Genomic DNA, 19,377 nt, shown 5'->3' with positions numbered 1-19,377 from the left:
AACTATTTAGTCGCTTGTAAAATAACAAATTTCTTATTTGAAGCGACGAGTTTTACGTTCTGTTTTCCAAATAGCTTAGATAGCTTCACATCGTAGCTGAGGTGGCGGTTGCCGATAACTAATAATTGCCCACCGTTGCTGAGAACATGCTTTGTGTCACAGAACATCTGCCATGCAATATGATCGGTAATCGCTTGTTGTTGATGGAAAGGAGGATTACACACCACCAAATCTGCGCTTGCAAACGCGAAACCGTCCAGACAGTTGTTTGTTAAGCATTGAAAATTGCGCTCTTTTCCTAGGGTATTGGATAAGTTTCTTCTTGCTGACTCTGTCGCCATAAAACTCTCATCAATACAGGTTATCTGGATCTGTGGATTCAATAATCCCATTTTTACGGACAACACACCGTTGCCACAACCGAGGTCGATGACCCTCTTATCGGATAAGTTTGTTGGGAGATGCTCAAGCATAAAGCGCGCTCCCTGATCGAGTTTTTCACCTGAGTACACATTCGGTAAGTTTTCTAACTCAAATCCATGCTGTTCGACACTCCAACAGGTTGATGGTTCGATAGGAACTGGGTGAAGGCTATTGGCTCGGGAGAAGACCAAGCGATGCTTTTTCCATGCTAACGAGGTGGTCGTGGTGCCGAGATATTTCTCAAATAACTTCAGTGTGGAAGTATGAATTTCTTTCGCTTTATTGACCGCAATGACAGGTACAGAGTTAGGGATGTATTGTCTTAATTGGCTGAGTAACCAGACTAGATGGCGATTGTTTCTCGGAATTTGCATCAAAACATAGTCAACGTCTGATGGAATTAACTCCATGGTGTTTTCTAACACAATATTCGGACAATGATTGTATTGAAGGTTTTGCTGTGTTGCTTGATGCGCAATATAGGAATCGCTCATCATAGTTACTTGGTGTTGTTCGGAAAACCAGCAGCTTAGCGCACCAAAATTATCATTGATAATGAGAATGTTCTTGCCAGTACCAATGTTTAATTCTTCCATATAATTAATGAGATACTCATCGCCAGCGTCCCACGCTTGGAGGGTTTCATTGTGTCGTTTTGGGAATCGATGAAGGGTTAAAGTACGCCCATGAAGCGCAAGTTCAGTTTTCATAGTTGAAACGCATGGTCAAATTCATAGTTTAAATTGTCGCAGAAGGTGAAGGTTGTGAAAACTAAAACCTTTAGCTTTGCTATTAAGAAGACTATTATCTTTCTTTTAATACTGTTCATATTTCAAGGGTGATGCGCAATGCTGCAAGAAGTGATAGAAACCAAGCTCCAAGACTACTTTGCACCCGTTCATCTTAATGTGCTGAATGAAAGTTATATGCACAACGTTCCTCCGGGTTCGGAAAGCCATTTTAAAGTGGTGATTGTCAGTGATAAATTTGACGGTCAGCGTTTGATTGGTCGTCATCGCCAAGTGAATCAGGTGCTTGCTGATGAGCTGGCGAACCATATTCATGCGTTATCTATTCATACTTACACGCAAGATGAATGGAAAGAGCAAAACGAATTAGCGCCGGATAGCCCGATGTGCTTGGGGGGCTCCAAGTAATTGAAAAGAAATGAGGTAGCATAGGCTGCCTTTTTTATCGCCTGCAATTAAGGTGAACGTTAACAATGTAGAAACAAATACACAGCTTAATTAGTTTTAATTAGAAATGATTTGTAATGTGAATATTGAAAGGCGTTGTTGATAATGTGGTTATTGATGTTTGTGCGATGGTTCAAACTTATGACCAATACTTCGCCTTTTAAACTTAAATCCTTCGAAATATCTATCTGATTCCCTTCATTGGTCATGGCATAGACTTCTAAAAAGATGATAGACTACCGCACCTGATAAATCTCGACTAAATTTGTAGCGAGGTTTTTAATAGGATGTTGCGATTTTGGTGTTTTAAACTGCGCCAAAACCGGACACTAGTGTCGTGTCTAAAAGTTACGCAATCAAAGAATCTTTTTCCCGATAAAAGTAGTGCAAGTGCGTATGATTACAATAAAGAAGGGTTTGGACCTTCCTATCGCAGGAACTCCTACCCAGGTGATTAATGATGGTAAGACCATCAAGAAAGTCGCCTTGCTTGGCGAAGAGTACGTCGGCATGCGTCCTACTATGCATGTTCGCGTAGGCGATGAAGTAAAGAAAGCCCAAGTTCTTTTTGAAGATAAAAAGAACCCTGGTGTCAAATTTACTTCACCAGCAAGCGGTAAAGTGATCGAGGTTAACCGTGGTGCCAAACGTGTCCTTCAATCTGTTGTGATTGAAGTGTCAGGTGAGGAACAGGTAACGTTCGATAAGTTTGAAGCCAGCCAACTAGCAAGTCTTGACCGTAATGCGGTTAAAACTCAACTGGTTGACTCTGGTCTTTGGACAGCTTTACGTACTCGTCCGTTTAGCAAGGTTCCAGCAATCGAGTCTTCTACACAGGCTATTTTTGTGACTGCAATGGATACGAATCCGTTGGCAGCCCAGCCTGAGCTGATCATCAATGAGCAGCAAGACGCTTTCGTTGCCGGTTTGGATGTGCTTTCAACTCTGACTGACGGTAAAGTTTTCGTTTGTAAAGCTGGTACCAGTCTTCCTCGTTCTTCTCAGTCAAATGTTGAAGAGCATGTTTTTGATGGCCCTCACCCAGCAGGTCTTGCTGGCACCCACATGCATTTCCTATACCCAGTAAATGCAGAAAACGTGGCGTGGAGCATCAACTATCAAGACGTTATTGCGTTTGGTAAGTTGTTCCTTACAGGTGAACTTTATACTGATCGTGTTGTTTCTCTGGCGGGTCCAGTGGTGAATAACCCTCGTTTGGTTCGTACAACTCAAGGTGCAAGTCTTGATGATTTAACTGACAGCGAGCTAATGCCAGGTGAAGTTCGTGTGATTTCTGGTTCTGTCCTTACTGGGACACATGCAACTGGACCTCATGCTTACCTAGGTCGTTACCACGTACAGGTTTCTGTATTACGTGAAGGCCGTGATAAAGAGCTGTTTGGCTGGGCGATGCCTGGTAAAAACAAGTTCTCTGTTACTCGCTCATTCCTTGGTCATATCTTTAAAGGTCAGTTGTTCAACATGACAACCACCACTAACGGTAGTGATCGTTCAATGGTTCCAATCGGCAACTACGAACGTGTAATGCCTCTAGATATGGAACCTACTCTGCTACTTCGTGACTTATGTGCTGGTGATACTGATAGTGCTCAAGCTCTTGGTGCTCTAGAACTAGACGAAGAAGACGTAGCATTGTGTACCTTTGTTTGTCCTGGTAAATACGAGTACGGTGAACTACTTCGTGAGTGCCTAGATAAGATCGAGAAGGAAGGGTAATTTTCATGGCTCTTAAAAAGTTTCTTGAAGACATCGAGCATCACTTTGAGCCTGGTGGCAAACATGAGAAATGGTTTGCTTTGTATGAAGCTGTAGCAACAGTTTTCTACACTCCAGGTCTTATTACAAAGAAAAGCTCACACGTTCGTGATAGCGTTGATTTAAAACGTATCATGATCATGGTTTGGTTCGCGGTATTCCCAGCAATGTTCTGGGGTATGTACAACGCGGGTGGCCAAGCGATTGCAGCACTTAACCATATGTATGCTGGTGATCAGCTAGCAGCAATAGTGGCAGGTAACTGGCATTATTGGCTGACAGAAATGTTAGGCGGCACTATTGCCCCTGATGCAGGTGTCGGCAGCAAAATGATCTTAGGTGCGACTTACTTCCTACCTATCTACGCAACAGTGTTCATTGTTGGTGGTTTCTGGGAAGTACTGTTCTGTATGGTGCGTAAGCACGAAGTTAATGAAGGTTTCTTTGTTACTTCTATCCTATTTGCACTGATTGTTCCACCAACCCTTCCTCTATGGCAAGCCGCACTAGGTATTACCTTTGGTGTTGTGGTTGCAAAAGAGATCTTCGGTGGTACAGGTCGTAACTTCCTTAACCCTGCACTGGCTGGCCGTGCTTTCCTATTCTTCGCTTACCCAGCGCAAATCTCGGGTGACGTGGTTTGGACAGCAGCTGACGGTTTCTCTGGTGCAACGGCGCTTAGCCAATGGGCACAAGGTGGTAACGGTGCACTAGTCAATACAGTGACAGGCGCTCCTATCACTTGGATGGATGCATTCATCGGTAACATCCCAGGATCAATTGGTGAAGTATCGACACTGGCTCTAATGATCGGTGCAGCGATGATCGTATATATGCGAATTGCATCGTGGCGCATCATTGCTGGTGTGATGATCGGTATGATTGCAACAGCAACGCTGTTCAACGTTATCGGTTCTGATACCAATCCAATGTTCAACATGCCATGGCATTGGCACTTAGTGTTAGGTGGTTTTGCATTCGGTATGTTCTTTATGGCGACAGACCCAGTATCTGCTTCATTTACTAATAAGGGTAAATGGTGGTACGGCGCGTTAATCGGCGTAATGTGTGTACTTATTCGTGTAGTGAACCCAGCGTACCCAGAAGGTATGATGCTGGCGATTCTATTCGCGAACCTGTTTGCACCTCTGTTCGACCACTTAGTTATCGAGAAGAACATCAAGCGGAGACAAGCACGCTATGGCAAGTAATAACGACAGCATTAAAAAGACGCTGGGTGTTGTTATCGGGTTGAGCCTTGTTTGTTCAATCATCGTATCAACAGCAGCTGTAGGTCTACGTGACAAACAAAAAGCGAACGCTGTACTAGATAAGCAAACCAAGATCGTTGAAGTAGCAGGTGTTGATGCTGCTGGTAAGAAAGTACCTGAGCTCTTTGCAGAGTACATTGAACCTCGCTTAGTCGACTTCAGCACTGGTGACTTTGTTGAGGGTGATGCAGCAACTTACGATCAGCGTAAAGCTGCGAAAGATCCAGCTGAGTCAATCAAGCTAACGGCTGAAGAAGACAAAGCAAAGATCATTCGTCGAGCTAACACAGGTGTTGTTTACCTAGTGAAAGAAGGCGATGCCGTTTCTAAGATCATCCTTCCAGTACACGGTACAGGTCTATGGTCTATGATGTACGCATTCGTTGCGGTTGAAACTGACGGCAACACAGTGTCAGGTATCACTTACTACGAGCAAGGTGAAACACCTGGACTGGGTGGTGAAGTTGAGAACCCATCATGGCGTGCTCAGTGGGTCGGCAAGAAACTGTTTGACGACAACCACAAGCCAGCAATTAAGATTGTTAAAGGTGGCGCTCCAGAAGGTTCAGAGCATGGTATCGATGGCCTTTCAGGTGCAACACTAACTGGTAACGGTGTTCAAGGTACATTCGACTTCTGGTTAGGCGATATGGGCTTTGGTCCGTTCCTAGCAAAAGTTCGTGACGGAGGTCTGAACTAATGTCTAGCGCACAAAACATTAAAAAGAGCATTTTAGCGCCGGTGTTGGATAACAACCCGATTGCGCTTCAGGTTCTTGGTGTCTGTTCTGCATTGGCAGTAACAACTAAACTAGAGACAGCATTTGTAATGACGCTGGCAGTAACATTCGTTACGGCCTTGTCTAACTTCTCTGTTTCTCTAATCCGTAACCACATTCCTAACAGTGTGCGTATCATCGTTCAGATGGCGATCATCGCATCTCTAGTAATTGTGGTAGACCAAGTGCTAAAAGCATACCTATACGATATCTCTAAGCAGTTATCGGTATTCGTAGGTCTGATCATTACGAACTGTATCGTAATGGGTCGTGCTGAAGCATTCGCTATGAAATCAGCGCCTATGCCGTCTCTTATTGATGGTATTGGTAACGGTCTTGGTTACGGTTTCGTTCTTATCACTGTGGGTTTCTTCCGCGAACTGTTTGGCTCCGGCAAACTGTTTGGCCTAGAAGTTCTACCTCTAGTGAGCAATGGTGGTTGGTATCAGCCTAACGGTTTGATGCTGCTTGCCCCATCTGCATTCTTCCTAATCGGCTTCCTAATCTGGGCAATCCGTATTCTGAAACCAGAGCAAGTAGAAGCGAAGGAGTAAGGACGTCATGGAACATTACATTAGTCTATTAGTTAAATCGATTTTCATCGAAAACATGGCTCTGTCTTTCTTCTTAGGTATGTGTACATTCCTTGCGGTATCTAAGAAAGTTAAGACGTCTTTCGGCCTTGGTGTTGCTGTTGTTGTGGTACTGACTATCGCAGTACCTGTGAACAACTTGGTATACAACCTGGTTCTGAGAGAAAACGCTTTGCTTGAAGGTGTTGATCTTAGCTTCCTAAACTTCATCACCTTTATCGGTGTCATTGCAGCACTTGTACAGATCCTAGAAATGGTCCTTGACCGCTTCTTCCCTCCTCTGTACAACGCGTTAGGTATCTTCCTACCGCTGATCACAGTAAACTGTGCGATCTTCGGTGGTGTATCTTTCATGGTGCAACGTGACTACAGCTTTGCTGAATCAGTCGTTTACGGCTTCGGCTCTGGCGTGGGCTGGATGCTGGCTATCGTTGCTCTTGCAGGTATCCGTGAGAAGATGAAGTACTCAGATGTGCCTCCGGGTCTACGTGGTCTTGGTATCACGTTCATCACTGTAGGTCTTATGGCGTTGGGCTTTATGTCTTTCTCTGGTGTTCAACTGTAAGTCGGGTAAACCGCAACAATTAAGGAATAGTCAATGGACATTATTCTTGGTGTAGTGATGTTTACTCTGATCGTACTTGCGCTAGTACTAGTGATTCTTTTCGCTAAGTCTAAGCTTGTACCAACAGGTGACATTACAATTTCTGTGAACGACGACCCTAATCTGGCGATCGTTACACAACCGGGCGGTAAGCTGCTGAGTGCTCTAGCTGGTGCTGGCGTATTCGTATCTTCTGCTTGTGGTGGCGGTGGCTCATGTGGCCAGTGTCGCGTAAAAGTTAAATCAGGTGGTGGTGACATTCTACCTACCGAGCTTGACCATATTACTAAAGGTGAAGCGCGTGAAGGTGAGCGTCTAGCGTGTCAGGTTGCGATGAAAACTGACATGGACATCGAGCTTCCTGAAGAAATCTTCGGCGTTAAAAAGTGGGAATGTACGGTTATCTCTAATGATAACAAGGCAACATTCATCAAAGAACTTAAGCTACAAATCCCAGATGGCGAATCAGTACCTTTCCGTGCTGGTGGCTACATCCAGATTGAAGCGCCAGTTCACCACGTGAAATACGCAGACTACGATATCCCTGAGGAATACCGTGAAGACTGGGACAAGTTCAACCTGTTCCGTTATGAGTCTAAGGTCAATGAAGAGACGATCCGTGCGTACTCAATGGCGAACTACCCGGAAGAAGAAGGCATTATCATGCTGAACGTCCGTATCGCTACGCCGCCGCCAAATAACCCAGACGTACCACCTGGTATTATGTCTTCGTACATTTGGTCTTTGAAAGAAGGTGATAAGTGTACGATTTCTGGTCCATTCGGTGAGTTCTTCGCGAAAGACACTGACAACGAAATGGTTTTCGTTGGTGGTGGTGCAGGTATGGCGCCGATGCGTTCTCATATCTTCGATCAGCTTAAGCGTCTGAAGTCTTCTCGTAAGATGTCTTTCTGGTACGGTGCTCGTTCTAAGCGTGAAATGTTCTATGTAGAAGATTTTGATATGCTTCAAGAAGAGAACGATAACTTCGTATGGCATTGTGCTCTATCGGATCCTATGCCAGAAGATAACTGGGATGGCTACACTGGTTTCATCCACAACGTATTGTATGAAAACTACCTGAAGGATCACGAAGCGCCTGAAGATTGTGAGTACTACATGTGTGGTCCACCGATGATGAACGCTGCTGTTATCGGCATGCTAAAAGATCTTGGTGTTGAGGATGAAAACATCCTACTCGATGACTTTGGTGGTTAACCCCCTAAGTGATTGAAATATATGGCTGGCTCGCAAGAGTCAGCCATTGTTTTTTCCTGCTAATAGTTTTTTAAATGGCCATAGTCGATGCGCTCTTAAACAGAGTCATGTGCTATTTCCGTTTCTCTTATAAGGAGTCAAACAAGTGAAGAAGTGGCTTGTTGTATTTGCTTCTCTTTTAGTGCTTGCTGGCTGTGAAAAGCCCGTTGAGCAAGTTCATCTCAGTGGTCCTACAATGGGCACGACTTACAATATTAAGTACATTTCAGAGGAAGGCGTGCCTTCACCGCAAGCACTGCAGACAGAGGTTGACCGTTTACTTGAGGAAGTGAACGAGCAAATGTCGACCTACCGGCCTGATTCTGAGTTGAGTCGTTTTAATCAAGATCGTACTTCAGAGCCATTTACAGTATCGCCTCAAACAGCCACGGTGGTGAAAGAAGCGATCCGTTTAAACGGTCTTACTTTAGGTGCGCTTGACGTCACTGTTGGTCCATTAGTCAACTTATGGGGATTTGGCCCCGAAGCTCGTCCTGAAGTGGTACCTACTGATGAAGAGTTGGCTGCGCGTAAAGCTAATACAGGGATTCAACATTTAACGGTTGAAGGGAATACTCTCACTAAAGATATTCCTGACTTGTACGTTGACCTATCAACCATTGCTAAAGGTTGGGGGGTTGATGTCGTTGCTGACTATATTCAATCACAGGGTATTCAAAATTATATGGTTGAAGTCGGTGGTGAAATGCGACTTAAAGGGGTAAATCGAGAAGGGGTGAAATGGCGCATTGCGATAGAAAAACCTTCTGCTGATGAGCGAGCGGTGCAAGAGATTATTGAACCAGGCGATATGGCGATTGCCACGTCAGGTGATTACCGTATCTATTTTGAGCGTGATGGTGTACGTTATTCGCATATCATCAACCCTAAAACGGGCAAACCTATCCGTCATAAAGTCGTCTCTGTGACTGTACTGGACGAATCTTCGATGACTGCTGATGGTTTGGCTACAGGCTTGATGGTTCTTGGTGAAGAGCAGGGAATGAAGATAGCCAACGAGAATAATATCCCTGTATTTATGATCGTGAAAACCAAAGATGGATTTAAAGAAATGGCATCGGAAGCGTATAAGCCATTTATGAACAAATAATACCGAGTGAGCATGTCATTATGAGTACATTTCTGATTACTTTCGGCATTTTCGTTGCCGTGATCGCAGCCATGTCTGTTGGCTATATTTTCCAGAAGAAAGTGGTGAAAGGCAGTTGTGGCGGTTTAGGTGCGGTTGGAGTCGATAAGGTGTGTAACTGTCCTGAACCCTGTGATGCGCGTAAAAAACGCGAAGCTCGTGAAGCCGTGAGAGCAGAAAAGCTCGCTGCTCGTGAGGAAAAGCTGGCAGCATGGGAAAAAGACCGTATTGCCTAGAGACGAGAAGCCCGGAGTGCGTTCCGGGTTTGATCATTCTGTGGCTATGATCTGATTTCGTCCTTGTCTTTTGGCGACATACAGACAGTCATCAGCGATCTTTATTTGCTGTTCTAGCGTTCCTTCTACACTGCATAGCCCGATACTGATAGTCAACGTAATGTCCTGTCCATTATGCTGAATGATGGACTGTTCAATGCTTTGGCGCATTTTTTCCAGCCGGGTTATAAACTCATCCAAAGTGGAATACGACTGAACGCAGAACTCTTCCCCACCAAATCGAACTACGACATCCTGTGGAAAATAAGCCTTTAGGGTGTGTGCAATGCTTTTCAAGGCGGCATCGCCACCATCGTGACCATAGGTATCATTAACCGCTTTGAAATGGTCAATGTCAATCATGGCTATATATCTAGCACTCCCTTCAGTACAGGATTGACTAAACAAAAAGCGTCTATTCCATAGACCCGTTAAAGTATCTTGATTCGCAAGCTTATACAGCTCATCAGTCGCTTCCTTCATATCCAGCAACTGGTTTACTCGGCAGAAGAATTCTTCCTGATTAAATGGCTTATGTAAAAAATCATTAGCTCCAGCTTTAAGAAACCTTGCGGTTAAGGTTCTATCTTCACTCCCAGATAAACCGAGAATCGCCAAGCTGTTTTTGTCGTACATTTGCCTGATCTCTCGCGTCATTACGATGCCGTCTTTACTGGGCATATCATGGTCAGTAATGATGAAAGTGATATCGGGTGTTTCTGCGAGCTTATGTAGCGCTTCTGATCCATTTTGTGCTTGAGTTGTGCGTATGTATTGATGCTCAAGTAGCTGTGTTACATGTCTTCGCACGGTGAGGGAGTCGTCCACGACTAACGCATGATGATGAATGTTATTCATTAGACGCTGAGCAAGTGGAAGAAGATAGGAAACCGACGCCATGCTGTCCTTTAGCAGGTAATCCATCACGCCTTTAGCGATAAAACGCTCACGAACACTCTCGTTAAAGGTGGCGGTTAATACGATAACCTTTTGCTGATTGTCTAGGACAAGATCGATTACTTCGCCATCTTGTGCGTCTGGTAAGCAGTAATCGAGTACGGCAAAATGAAAACTGCGATGTTCATTCAGTGCTTGCTGAGTCTCTGCGTAGGATTTACATCCGATGACATCACAACCTATGGCGCTCAACTGCTGGGTTAAATAGTTGCGATAAGCACGACTGTCTTCGACAACTAACACTTTATGGCTCACCTGTTTCCCTTTTTATCGCAGTGTATGAATTAATCATAACGGTATATATTGATACTTCTATTATAGAAAAGGAAAAGTGCTTCTTTCATTTTAGAGGTTGGTGATTGATCTAATAATTGTTTATACTGTTTTTATGTACAGTATTGGCGTTTTTCTATGGTCGCTGAAAAAGTAAGAAAGATCATCCATGTTGATATGGACTGCTTCTATGCCGCAGTGGAAATGCGTGATAACCCTAGCTATCAAGGGCATCCTTTAGCCGTGGGGGGGCATGAGAAACAACGTGGTGTTCTGAGTACTTGCAACTATGAAGCGAGAAAGTTTGGTGTACGCAGTGCCATGCCGACAGGGCAAGCATTAAAGCTGTGCCCGCATTTATTAGTTGTTCCGGGAAGGATGCAGGTATATAAACAGGCTTCTCAGCATATCCGAGAGATTTTCTCTCGCTATACCGAGATCATTGAGCCTTTGTCTTTGGATGAGGCGTTCTTGGATGTGACGGATTCAATGCAATGCCACGGGTCGGCGACTTTGATTGCAGAAGCCATTCGCCGCGATATCTTTAATGAGCTTCAGTTGACTGCGTCAGCAGGAGTGGCTCCGGTAAAATTTCTGGCCAAGGTGGCATCGGATATGAATAAACCTAATGGTCAGTATGTCATTCCACCGGATAAAGTTCAGCAGGAAGTTGACAAACTGCCGTTGGAAAAAATTCCCGGAGTAGGGAAGGTGAGTGTCGAGAAACTCCATCAAGCGGGTTTTTATACTTGTGAAGACATTAAAAACGGTGATTATCGAGAGCTTTTATTACGTTTTGGTCGCTTAGGGGCGTCTTTGTGGAAAAAGAGCCATGGTATTGATCAACGTGAGGTGGTGGTCGAGCGAGAGCGTAAATCCGTTGGTGTCGAGCGGACTTTTAGCGAAAATATCATTACTTACGACGAGTGTTGGCAAGTGATTGAAAATAAACTTTTTCCAGAGCTAGAAACACGATTGACCAAAGCCTCTCCCGAAAAGGCGATTATTAAGCAAGGGATTAAACTCAAATTTGCTGACTTTCAGCTGACCACGATTGAACATATTCATCCCGAGTTAGAGTTGAACTATTTCAAAGAGTTATTACGTGACATTCTTAAGCGCCAAAACGGTCGCGAGATTCGCTTACTGGGCTTAAACGTGATGCTTAAGCCCGAGGAACAGAGCAAACAGTTGAGTTTCTTCTGATGGTTATTTGTTATAGCTAGAGATTGCGTCCATGACCTGTTGATAAGGGTGAGAGGAAAGTTGGCCAAACCCTTCCATATTGCGAGCTTTGATTTTTGTAAACCAAGGTGTGGCGATACCACATAGAAATTTCGCTTTGAGGTTATCAGATAATGTGGACGATGATTTTTGTTGTAAAGGCTTTAACCAGTTGGTGATGTCCTGACTTTTGATCTTAGGTCTAATACTGGCTGGCCATTCTTGGTGCTCTTTTCTGCATACGCTGCAATGCCCACACTTATGTGGAGCTTGATTATCAGAGAAATAACTGGCTAAAGCGTGACTTAAACAGGATTCAGATTTAAATAAACTTAACAGGTTATGGATACGTTCAACGTCACTGGTTTCTTTTGCTTTAAACAAATTGAAAAGCTGTTCACTTATTTGTTCTAACGACTGTTCGAGCGAGTTGACACGATAAACTTCCGTCATCAATTTACTTTCAAGCTCAATCCATCCGTTTTGGTGAAAATAATCCAATGCGGCGACTGCACGAGCGCGTTCTCCATTGTAGCTTTGCCATAATGCCTCAAAGTCGACTTGGCACCAAGTTCTCGCTTGAATTGAACAGTTGAACAAAGCCTCGGTAAACTGGCGTCTCTCTCCCTCAAAACGAGCAATGATGTCTTGCTTGGTCATAATGAATTTAAAGCGATAGTCGGCAAAATAACTGTATTGTGCCGTGATGATGTTTGCCATTTCCATATACACCAGCAAGGTTTTTAGTGGTAGTTGGCGAATGTTGCTCTCTGAAGATAAGCGAGATATCACCACTTCCCAGTTCGGTGTGGACGAAATGGTTTGTTGGATGACGTTGTGGATCTCTGTGTGTTCTGGTGTGTCACCATAAACAAAGTTTTCCAGAGTCGACACGCCATCTTCATTGGCGAGGAGAATGCACTGTGAGGATTTACCGTCTCGTCCTGCTCGGCCGATTTCTTGTGCATAGTTCTCTATTGATTTGGGTAGATCAAAGTGAATAACGCGGCGGATATCAGATTTATCTACTCCCATTCCAAATGCAATTGTGGCGGCAATACACTCTGTGTGGCCGGCCATAAAGTCTTGCTGGATACGTTCTCTGCTATTACTGTCTAGCCCTGCATGGTACGCCATAGCCTTAATACCTTTCTCAGCGAGTAGGTTAGCAATACGCTCAGCACTGTTTTGTTGAGTCACGTAGACGATGGTGGGTAAAGATTGTGCTTCGCAGAAAATGGATAGTAATGTTTGATCTTTTTCTTCTTCACTACATGGGATAACAGAAATATCTAAGTTGGGGCGATAAAACCCTGTTACCGTAATATCCTCAGGCGCAATGTTGAATTTCTTACTCATGTCATCCAATACCGTTTGCGTTGCCGTCGCGGTTAAAAGGAGAACTTGAGGAATAGAAAGTTCTTGTTGAAATTGAGGAAGCTTTAGGTAGTCAGGGCGAAAGTTGTGGCCCCATTCTGAGATACAGTGCGCCTCATCGACAACCAATTGCGAGATACTAAGCTGAGACAAAAAGTGACGAAATCGTTCGTTTTTTAGTCGCTCGACTGACACCATAAGGATCTTAATCTCCCCATTTCGCACTTTTGTCATGATACTCTGCGTTTCTTCTCGGCTTTGGTTTGAGTTAAGAGACGCCGCCGAGATCCCCTTGTTATGCAAAAATTCGAGTTGATCTTTCATTAGCGCTAACAGTGGAGAAATGACCAAAGTCAGGTGAGGTAAGCACAAGGCAGACAGCTGATAGCATAATGACTTTCCTGAACCTGTTGGGAAAATAGCCGCGCAGGATCGACCACTAAGGACTTTGTCTATCACGGTATATTGCCCATCTCTGAGCTGTTCAAAACCAAATGTGGAACGTAGAGTCGAATCGATGATTTCTTGGTTGCCTGATGTCTGCATTTGCCTGTTACCAGTATGACGAGAATGTCTGACGTAGTATTCTAGAGGCATTAGACTGGAAGGAACATGATTTTAGTATGAATAAATCGGAGCTACTGCAAACCATACGGCTTGCCATGCAACAATCCCTTGAAGTTGCTCAAAGCTCAACCCAGCGAGCGATAGAGTCAGCGACCGATGAAGAAACTGTGCCCGAACATAAATACGATACGCTGGCATTAGAAGCGTCTTACCTCGCTCATGGACAGGCAATGCGTGTTCAGGAGTGTGAGCGAGAGTTGAGTGTGATGTCAGGTCTAAAGCTACCAGTACAGCCGGAATATGTCGGATTGGGGACGTTAGTTTGCCTTGTTGATCTAGATGATAACGGTCGTTGGTTCTTTGTTGTTCCATGCGCTGGGGGCTTGAAGGTAGAGCATCAACATCAGGAAGTCATGTTAGTGACTTTTGACTCTCCCCTCGGTCGAGCTCTAAAAGGAAAGTCGTTGGGCGATGATGTCGAGTATCAAGTGGGAAGTACCACTTTTTTCTATGAGATAGAAACAATAATTTGACGCAACTAGGGTGAGTTTTTGTTAGGGTAACCCAGAGTCAATACGGTGAGATTAAAATGAAATACGGACTATTTACTATCTCGTTACTGGTGGCGAGTCAGGCGTATGCTGCTCAATGTAATGTCGATTTGAAGAATGATATTCGTCTTAATGACAAAACATTGGAAATCCACCAGAAAGGCGGTGATACGGCGATTGTCGATGCCGAAAACACCCTAACCATTCATGGTGAAGAGATCCCTCTTGATGCTTCTCAGCAGCAAGCTATTGCCGACTATCGCAGTAATTTGAACGATTATCTACCACGAGCAAAACAAATAGCTCAAGATGGTTTAGCGCTGGCTAATGATATTATTGATGATGTTGGTCAAAGCTTCGACGCCCCCGAGGCGTTTGATAGCGTCAAAGCTTCTATGCAGCAGTTTTACGCTGATATTGAAGCTCGTTATTACCAGAATGGTGATTTAATTTTGCCCGCAGACAGTTTTGCTTCACTGCGCGAAACTTGGACGGAAGACTTTGAAAGTGCGAAGAAGCTCTTTAATGAAGAGTTTATCACCAGTGCATTTAATGCGATGTCTGAAAAGATGCAGGCGGAAGGTGGTCTGAACCTGACTGAGATGGCTGATACTATGAGTGAGCTGAAAGAGCGCATTGCGAAGAGACTGGAGGCGCACTCAGTGGATGTAGAGAAACAGAGCCAAGAGTTTTGTGATTCGCTTGACAGCATGGCTGAGCAAGAGAAGGAATTGCATAAGAAAATTCCACAGCTAAAAGATTATCAAGTCTTTACCATCTAACCCTCAGATAAGAGAAGAGCGCCAAATGGCGCTCTTGTCGTTACTGGCTATTATTCATCTGAGTGAGCTTATCTCCAACTGGGCCTGAGAAGATGTAACCATCGTGTTCATCCCAGTTGATAGACCAAGTCATCACGCCCGCAAAATTCGGATAATTAAAGGCAGGAATGACTGAGTCGCAGCTGGTGCCTTTAGTTAGGCAATCTAGCGCATCAAGAATATTTGGGGTTGGCGCTTGCCCAGAGTTTGCTGAGCTAGGACCTGATGGTAAACCAATCGCGACTTGATCATCTCGAAGCGGCGCAAACTGAGTGCCATTAGCTAACTCAAAGCCTTCAATTAGCATTTTGGATTGAGCCACCATCATATCAACGGAGCCTTCAGCGGCACTGCCTTGTGTGTAAGGATTTGGCAATCCGCCATTGTTATAGAGCTGAACGTGGAGCAGATCTAGTGTACTGCGTGTGTCATTAATGACCGGAATGTACGCGCCCCAAATACCACTGTAAGCGACGAATCCGCCTTGAACATAAGGATGCTCTGGCGCCATAGTCAGGTACATATCCCCACCTATATTTTGCTCAATTTGCAATAGTGCTCGGCCTAAACGAGCCTGAATTTGCGAGCCATGAACGAGATTTGAGCCACTCTCCAAGTCGACATCAAGACCATCGAAACCCCATTCCTTGATGATGTCAGTCAAGCTAGAGACAAAGTTGGCTTCATCCTGATCAGTATTTAGAGTAATCGTGCCCTCAGCTCCCCCAAGAGAGAGAACGAACTTTTTACCTTTGGCTTGCAGTGCTGCCATATCTTGCTTGAATTGAGTTGGATTAAGCGCGGCACAACTGCTGTGGATATCGCCTGAGTATAGGTTAAAGTGCACAGTACCATCGCTGTTACGATCATTATCAGCGAAGGCGATATCGATCACGTCCCAAGCATCAGACATATCTGCCAAACGCATAGGGCAACCTGCTCCGTTGACGAAATTATGCCAGTAACCTATCAGTTTATGTGTTTTCTCTGTTTGCTCTACGACAGTAATCGTTGCTGCGTCAGATGTGACCTCGCTATTGGCTGAGTCTGTGGCTTTGGCAGCAACGGTATAGCTACCTACCGCACCTGCGGTCCAGTTATAGCTGTATGGTGCAGTGATATCTGTACCGACAATCGATCCGTTCACTAAGAAATCGACCTGCGTCACGTTGGCAGACAGCGATGTTGCATCGGCGGCAAACTGGACCGATTTACCTAGCCCGACGGTTTGGCCCGCTGTTGGCGATGTCAATGCAACCACTAAATCTTGGTCACTGACTGTTACCGAAACCGTCGCTTCGCCCGTGTTGTTTTCATTGTCTGTCGCGATGGCTTTGAGGCTATTAAGGCCAACTTGAGTCGCTGTCCAACTCACCGTGTAAGGCGGCTGTGTCACTACACCGAGGCTGTTACTGCCTGCGAAGAATTCGACTTGGCTTACTGTCCCATCAGAATCCGAAGCGTCAGCAGTGAAACTGACGGTACTACCCGCAAGCAATATCTGATTGTCACTAGGGCTAGTGATGGTTACCGCTGGTGGAGCGGCACAAGCGCCTAACCCCGTCCAGGCTTCATCCCAATAGTCTCCTTGTCCTGGTTCGTAGGCCCAGGCGGAGCTTGAAGAGCACCAACCTGCAATGTCACAACGGTATTTTTGATTGTGGTTCTGTACCAACTGACCCGCACTGTAGCTGGTGCCTGCGGTATAGGTTGGTAGCCCAGCACAGCCACCTGTTGCGCTGCTGGCGACAACCAGTGATACCTCTTGGGTTGAAGTCGTCTGGTTGTCGTTGTCTGTCGCTTTGGCCTTGAAGTTATGAGTACCACTGACTGAGGTCCACGTGGTTTCATAAGGTGCGGAGGTGTCGCTGGCAATCAATTGTCCATCGACAAAAAACTCGACTTTATCAACACTGCCATCTGTGTCGGAGGCATTAGCACTTAATGTGAGAAGATCGCCTTCCGTCAATTGCTCGCTGCCTGAAGGGCTGGTTAAAGTGACAGAAGGAGGAATCGGTTCGCCAGCTAAGGTGACGCTGATTGCAATCTGCGTTTCTGATGTTGCGTTTTCATTGTCAGTGGCAATAACAGAAATGGTGGTTGTACCTGCGACCGCTGTCCAATCTGTTTGATAAGGTGCTTGTGTGACCGTCGCAATGTTCTGGTCATCAACCAGGAACGCCACTTGAGCGATGTTGCCATCGCTATCACTGGCGGAAGCCTGTATCGTGGTGACTGTGCCTTCGGGGATCTCGGCATTATTAACAGGAGAAGATATGGATACCTCTGGGTCTGCGTTACCACCGCCAGTGTCACATTGTCCAAGGTCTTTCCATGCTTCCCAATCACCGGAGTTGCTGACGGGGTCATTGCCCTGTGTCCAATGACTGGCTTGATAAGCATGGTTGGATGTCTGAACTAGATCTCCGGATGTGTAGACCGCAGTGCTATCCCAAACCGCCAAGCCAGCACAATCATAGGCGTGCGCTTGGTAGCTTAGCCCTAGCGCCGCGATGATGGCGCCTCTGAGCAGATTTGAACCCATTTTTCTCTCCTTAATGGATTTAGTAAACCAACTCATAACCAATAGCGAAAATGCTGAGCTTTGCTCGCTAACTTAATGATTATTTGGGGTTTATTCGTCGGATATCACGGTGGAAATTAGTTGGAATCTTTCATTACATTGGTTGTTCGGCGCACTTCACGCTTCAATTTTTGCTTACTGGTTGGTTAAAAATGCTTTGTATGAATTAATTTACAGCTTAATTTCCTATTTATTTGCCTTAATCTGGTTGCTTAATAACCTCATAGCTGGAGTGAATAAGAATTTTGTAATATTGTACTAGTTAACTAGTTTGTGGGTGCAAGTTAAGTGGTATGGCACAAGAAGACAATTTTCAAACACGTGAGCACTTTGGCTCTCGTTTAGGCTTTATTCTGGCGGCAGCTGGCGCTGCGGTTGGTTTAGGTAATATTTGGGGTTTCCCTACTCAAGCCGCCAGTAATGGTGGCGGGGCATTTTTGCTGGTTTATCTGGTGATGATTTTGGTGGTGGCGTTTCCAATGCTGGTGGTCGAAATGGCGATAGGTCGTCATGGTCAGGCTAACCCCGTGGATAGCATGCGCTCTCTCACCGTTCATCCTCTGGCGAAAAAAGTCGGTGGGCTTGTTGGATGGATAGGTTTAAGTGTGCCCAGCGCTGTGCTGGCGTTTTACAGCATTGTCGGTGGTTGGCTGATATGCTTTTTGCTTGGTGCTGTGACTGATGTGGTGGGCATGCAAGCTGCAAGTGCTTGGTTTAAGGGATTCAGTGTTGAGCGTAACCTGTTTGGTACAGTTGTTTTCTACGTGCTGACGATTCTCATTGTACAAGGTGGGGTGAAACAAGGCATCGAGAAATGGTCAACGCGCCTGATGCCTGCTTTGTTCGTTCTATTTGGCTTGTTGTTCGTCTATATCATGACTCAATCCGGTGCGATGGAAGGGCTTAAGCATTATCTTGTTCCAGATTTTGACAAGGTGATGGACCGAAAATTAATTCTTGCTGCTATGGGGCAGGGTTTCTTTTCTCTGACCATAGGTGGCTGTTCTATGCTGATCTATGGCTCATACCTCAGTAAGAAAGAGAACCTGCCTAAAATGGCGATGAACGTCACTCTGGTTGATACCGCGGTTGCTTTTATTGCTGGTTTAGTGGTTATGCCTGCGATGTTTGTGGCGATGCAAAAAGGCGTGCAGATCTACGCTGAGGATGGCTCTCTGCTCAGCTCAGATACCTTGGTTTTCACCGTATTGCCTTTGATGTTTGATAGCCTTGGTTTATTAGGCCAGCTATTTGCGATTGTGTTCTTCCTACTGCTGACGATTGCGGCACTGACTTCTTCCATCTCTATGCTGGAGTGTCCGGTCGCGCTAGTTGGTGAGCGATTTAACACTAAGCGCAGTACCACAAGCTGGGCTCTGGGCGGTTTGATCGCACTGTTTAGTATTGTGATTGTGTTTAACTTTGGTGCTTTATTTGGCATGGTCGCGACAGTCGCGACTCAGTATTTACAACCTGCAGCAGCGTTGCTCTTCTGCTTGTTTGGTGGTTGGATGTGGAGCCGTCACTCGAAAATCAAAGAACTCGAGCAAGGCTATCCTGAGTTTACTCAAGGATGGTTTGGAAAGCTTTGGCCTGTATACATAAAGTTTGTCTGTCCGGTATTGGTTGCCACAGTGATTTGGGCTTCATTCGGTTAACAGCCTGAACAAGACATTATTTGATGTAAAACCGCTGACCTC

Annotated in this window: 17 protein-coding genes; 13 read left to right on the top strand and 4 right to left on the bottom strand. The window is 45.2% G+C overall.

The window, feature by feature from the left end:
* Nucleotides 1-2 precede the first annotated feature (2 nt).
* Nucleotides 3-1,133, bottom strand: coding sequence for a methyltransferase (locus tag CTT30_RS12035; protein ID WP_252035253.1), 1,131 nt, complete (start codon nucleotides 1,131-1,133; stop codon nucleotides 3-5).
* Nucleotides 1,134-1,271: 138 nt separating this feature from the next.
* On the opposite strand from CTT30_RS12035, the gene bolA reads away from it, so the two are divergent.
* The 9 genes from bolA (at nucleotide 1,272) to nqrM (ending at nucleotide 9,284) form a co-directional block, all read left to right on the top strand.
* The gene (gene bolA, locus CTT30_RS12030; protein ID WP_252035252.1) at nucleotides 1,272-1,580 is read left to right on the top strand and encodes a transcriptional regulator BolA; all 309 of its coding nucleotides are present in this window, start codon (nucleotides 1,272-1,274) and stop codon (nucleotides 1,578-1,580) included.
* 435 nt (nucleotides 1,581-2,015) lie between these two features.
* Complete coding sequence (locus CTT30_RS12025; RefSeq protein ID WP_239865050.1) at nucleotides 2,016-3,356, top strand: Na(+)-translocating NADH-quinone reductase subunit A; 1,341 nt, start codon at nucleotides 2,016-2,018, stop codon at nucleotides 3,354-3,356.
* Between the two features lie 5 nt (nucleotides 3,357-3,361).
* A complete protein-coding gene (locus CTT30_RS12020; RefSeq protein ID WP_239865048.1) occupies nucleotides 3,362-4,606 on the top strand; it encodes an NADH:ubiquinone reductase (Na(+)-transporting) subunit B in 1,245 nt (414 codons plus the stop codon).
* Nucleotides 4,596-5,366 (top strand): Na(+)-translocating NADH-quinone reductase subunit C, encoded by a 771-nt coding sequence (locus tag CTT30_RS12015; RefSeq protein ID WP_239865046.1) that lies wholly within the window; start codon nucleotides 4,596-4,598, stop codon nucleotides 5,364-5,366. The genes CTT30_RS12020 and CTT30_RS12015 overlap by 11 nt, the downstream gene beginning before the upstream one ends.
* Nucleotides 5,366-5,998 carry an NADH:ubiquinone reductase (Na(+)-transporting) subunit D gene (locus tag CTT30_RS12010; protein ID WP_239837660.1) on the top strand — a complete coding sequence of 211 codons (633 nt, stop codon included), beginning with the start codon at nucleotides 5,366-5,368 and terminating at the stop codon, nucleotides 5,996-5,998. The genes CTT30_RS12015 and CTT30_RS12010 overlap by 1 nt, the downstream gene beginning before the upstream one ends.
* A gap of 7 nt (nucleotides 5,999-6,005) precedes the next feature.
* Nucleotides 6,006-6,602: an NADH:ubiquinone reductase (Na(+)-transporting) subunit E gene (nqrE, locus tag CTT30_RS12005; protein ID WP_239837659.1), complete on the top strand. Its 597-nt coding sequence runs from the start codon at nucleotides 6,006-6,008 to the stop codon at nucleotides 6,600-6,602.
* Nucleotides 6,603-6,635: 33 nt separating this feature from the next.
* Nucleotides 6,636-7,859, top strand: a complete 1,224-nt coding sequence (gene nqrF / locus CTT30_RS12000; protein WP_239865044.1) for an NADH:ubiquinone reductase (Na(+)-transporting) subunit F — start codon at nucleotides 6,636-6,638, stop codon at nucleotides 7,857-7,859.
* A gap of 145 nt (nucleotides 7,860-8,004) precedes the next feature.
* Nucleotides 8,005-9,009: an FAD:protein FMN transferase gene (locus CTT30_RS11995; protein WP_239875221.1), complete on the top strand. Its 1,005-nt coding sequence runs from the start codon at nucleotides 8,005-8,007 to the stop codon at nucleotides 9,007-9,009.
* 20 nt (nucleotides 9,010-9,029) lie between these two features.
* Nucleotides 9,030-9,284 (top strand): (Na+)-NQR maturation NqrM, encoded by a 255-nt coding sequence (nqrM, locus tag CTT30_RS11990; protein WP_239837656.1) that lies wholly within the window; start codon nucleotides 9,030-9,032, stop codon nucleotides 9,282-9,284.
* A gap of 33 nt (nucleotides 9,285-9,317) precedes the next feature.
* Here the strand turns inward: nqrM and CTT30_RS11985 are convergent, their stop codons facing one another.
* The gene (locus CTT30_RS11985) at nucleotides 9,318-10,535 is read right to left on the bottom strand and encodes a GGDEF domain-containing response regulator (RefSeq protein ID WP_252035251.1); all 1,218 of its coding nucleotides are present in this window, start codon (nucleotides 10,533-10,535) and stop codon (nucleotides 9,318-9,320) included.
* Between the two features lie 156 nt (nucleotides 10,536-10,691).
* Between CTT30_RS11985 and dinB the strand changes: the two genes are divergently transcribed.
* Nucleotides 10,692-11,759, top strand: a complete 1,068-nt coding sequence (gene dinB, locus CTT30_RS11980) for a DNA polymerase IV (protein ID WP_252035250.1) — start codon at nucleotides 10,692-10,694, stop codon at nucleotides 11,757-11,759.
* A gap of 3 nt (nucleotides 11,760-11,762) precedes the next feature.
* Here dinB and CTT30_RS11975 read toward each other — a convergent pair whose 3' ends face one another.
* Complete coding sequence (locus CTT30_RS11975; protein WP_252035249.1) at nucleotides 11,763-13,700, bottom strand: RecQ family ATP-dependent DNA helicase; 1,938 nt, start codon at nucleotides 13,698-13,700, stop codon at nucleotides 11,763-11,765.
* Between the two features lie 77 nt (nucleotides 13,701-13,777).
* On the opposite strand from CTT30_RS11975, the gene CTT30_RS11970 reads away from it, so the two are divergent.
* Nucleotides 13,778-14,254, top strand: a complete 477-nt coding sequence (locus CTT30_RS11970) for a GreA/GreB family elongation factor (protein ID WP_252035248.1) — start codon at nucleotides 13,778-13,780, stop codon at nucleotides 14,252-14,254.
* A 56-nt stretch (nucleotides 14,255-14,310) separates the two neighbouring features.
* Nucleotides 14,311-15,054, top strand: coding sequence for a YggN family protein (locus CTT30_RS11965; protein WP_252035247.1), 744 nt, complete (start codon nucleotides 14,311-14,313; stop codon nucleotides 15,052-15,054).
* Nucleotides 15,055-15,094: 40 nt separating this feature from the next.
* Here the strand turns inward: CTT30_RS11965 and CTT30_RS11960 are convergent, their stop codons facing one another.
* Nucleotides 15,095-17,638, bottom strand: a complete 2,544-nt coding sequence (locus CTT30_RS11960; RefSeq protein ID WP_252035246.1) for an Ig-like domain-containing protein — start codon at nucleotides 17,636-17,638, stop codon at nucleotides 15,095-15,097.
* Between the two features lie 332 nt (nucleotides 17,639-17,970).
* Between CTT30_RS11960 and CTT30_RS11955 the strand changes: the two genes are divergently transcribed.
* Complete coding sequence (locus CTT30_RS11955) at nucleotides 17,971-19,335, top strand: sodium-dependent transporter (RefSeq protein WP_252035245.1); 1,365 nt, start codon at nucleotides 17,971-17,973, stop codon at nucleotides 19,333-19,335.
* Nucleotides 19,336-19,377: the final 42 nt, after the last annotated feature.

The organism is Vibrio coralliilyticus, assembly GCF_024449095.1.
In the GTDB taxonomy this organism is placed as follows: Bacteria; Pseudomonadota; Gammaproteobacteria; order Enterobacterales; family Vibrionaceae; genus Vibrio; species Vibrio coralliilyticus_A.
Note: the sequence above shows the minus strand (reverse complement) of the source record. Positions and strands in the feature narration are given on the sequence as shown.

Excerpts from the sequence above, each read along its gene's own strand:
- dinB (WP_252035250.1), top strand. The coding sequence starts at position 10,692 with ATGGTCGCTGAAAAAGTAAGAAAGATCATCCATGTTGATATGGACTGC.
- CTT30_RS12010 (WP_239837660.1), top strand. The coding sequence starts at position 5,366 with ATGTCTAGCGCACAAAACATTAAAAAGAGCATTTTAGCGCCGGTGTTG.
- CTT30_RS11975 (WP_252035249.1), bottom strand. The coding sequence starts at position 13,700 with ATGCAGACATCAGGCAACCAAGAAATCATCGATTCGACTCTACGTTCC.
- CTT30_RS12020 (WP_239865048.1), top strand. The coding sequence starts at position 3,362 with ATGGCTCTTAAAAAGTTTCTTGAAGACATCGAGCATCACTTTGAGCCT.
- nqrM (WP_239837656.1), top strand. The coding sequence starts at position 9,030 with ATGAGTACATTTCTGATTACTTTCGGCATTTTCGTTGCCGTGATCGCA.
- CTT30_RS12015 (WP_239865046.1), top strand. The coding sequence starts at position 4,596 with ATGGCAAGTAATAACGACAGCATTAAAAAGACGCTGGGTGTTGTTATC.
- nqrE (WP_239837659.1), top strand. The coding sequence starts at position 6,006 with ATGGAACATTACATTAGTCTATTAGTTAAATCGATTTTCATCGAAAAC.
- CTT30_RS11960 (WP_252035246.1), bottom strand. The coding sequence starts at position 17,638 with ATGGGTTCAAATCTGCTCAGAGGCGCCATCATCGCGGCGCTAGGGCTA.
- CTT30_RS12025 (WP_239865050.1), top strand. The coding sequence starts at position 2,016 with ATGATTACAATAAAGAAGGGTTTGGACCTTCCTATCGCAGGAACTCCT.
- nqrF (WP_239865044.1), top strand. The coding sequence starts at position 6,636 with ATGGACATTATTCTTGGTGTAGTGATGTTTACTCTGATCGTACTTGCG.
- CTT30_RS11955 (WP_252035245.1), top strand. The coding sequence starts at position 17,971 with ATGGCACAAGAAGACAATTTTCAAACACGTGAGCACTTTGGCTCTCGT.
- CTT30_RS12035 (WP_252035253.1), bottom strand. The coding sequence starts at position 1,133 with ATGAAAACTGAACTTGCGCTTCATGGGCGTACTTTAACCCTTCATCGA.
- bolA (WP_252035252.1), top strand. The coding sequence starts at position 1,272 with ATGCTGCAAGAAGTGATAGAAACCAAGCTCCAAGACTACTTTGCACCC.
- CTT30_RS11965 (WP_252035247.1), top strand. The coding sequence starts at position 14,311 with ATGAAATACGGACTATTTACTATCTCGTTACTGGTGGCGAGTCAGGCG.
- CTT30_RS11970 (WP_252035248.1), top strand. The coding sequence starts at position 13,778 with ATGAATAAATCGGAGCTACTGCAAACCATACGGCTTGCCATGCAACAA.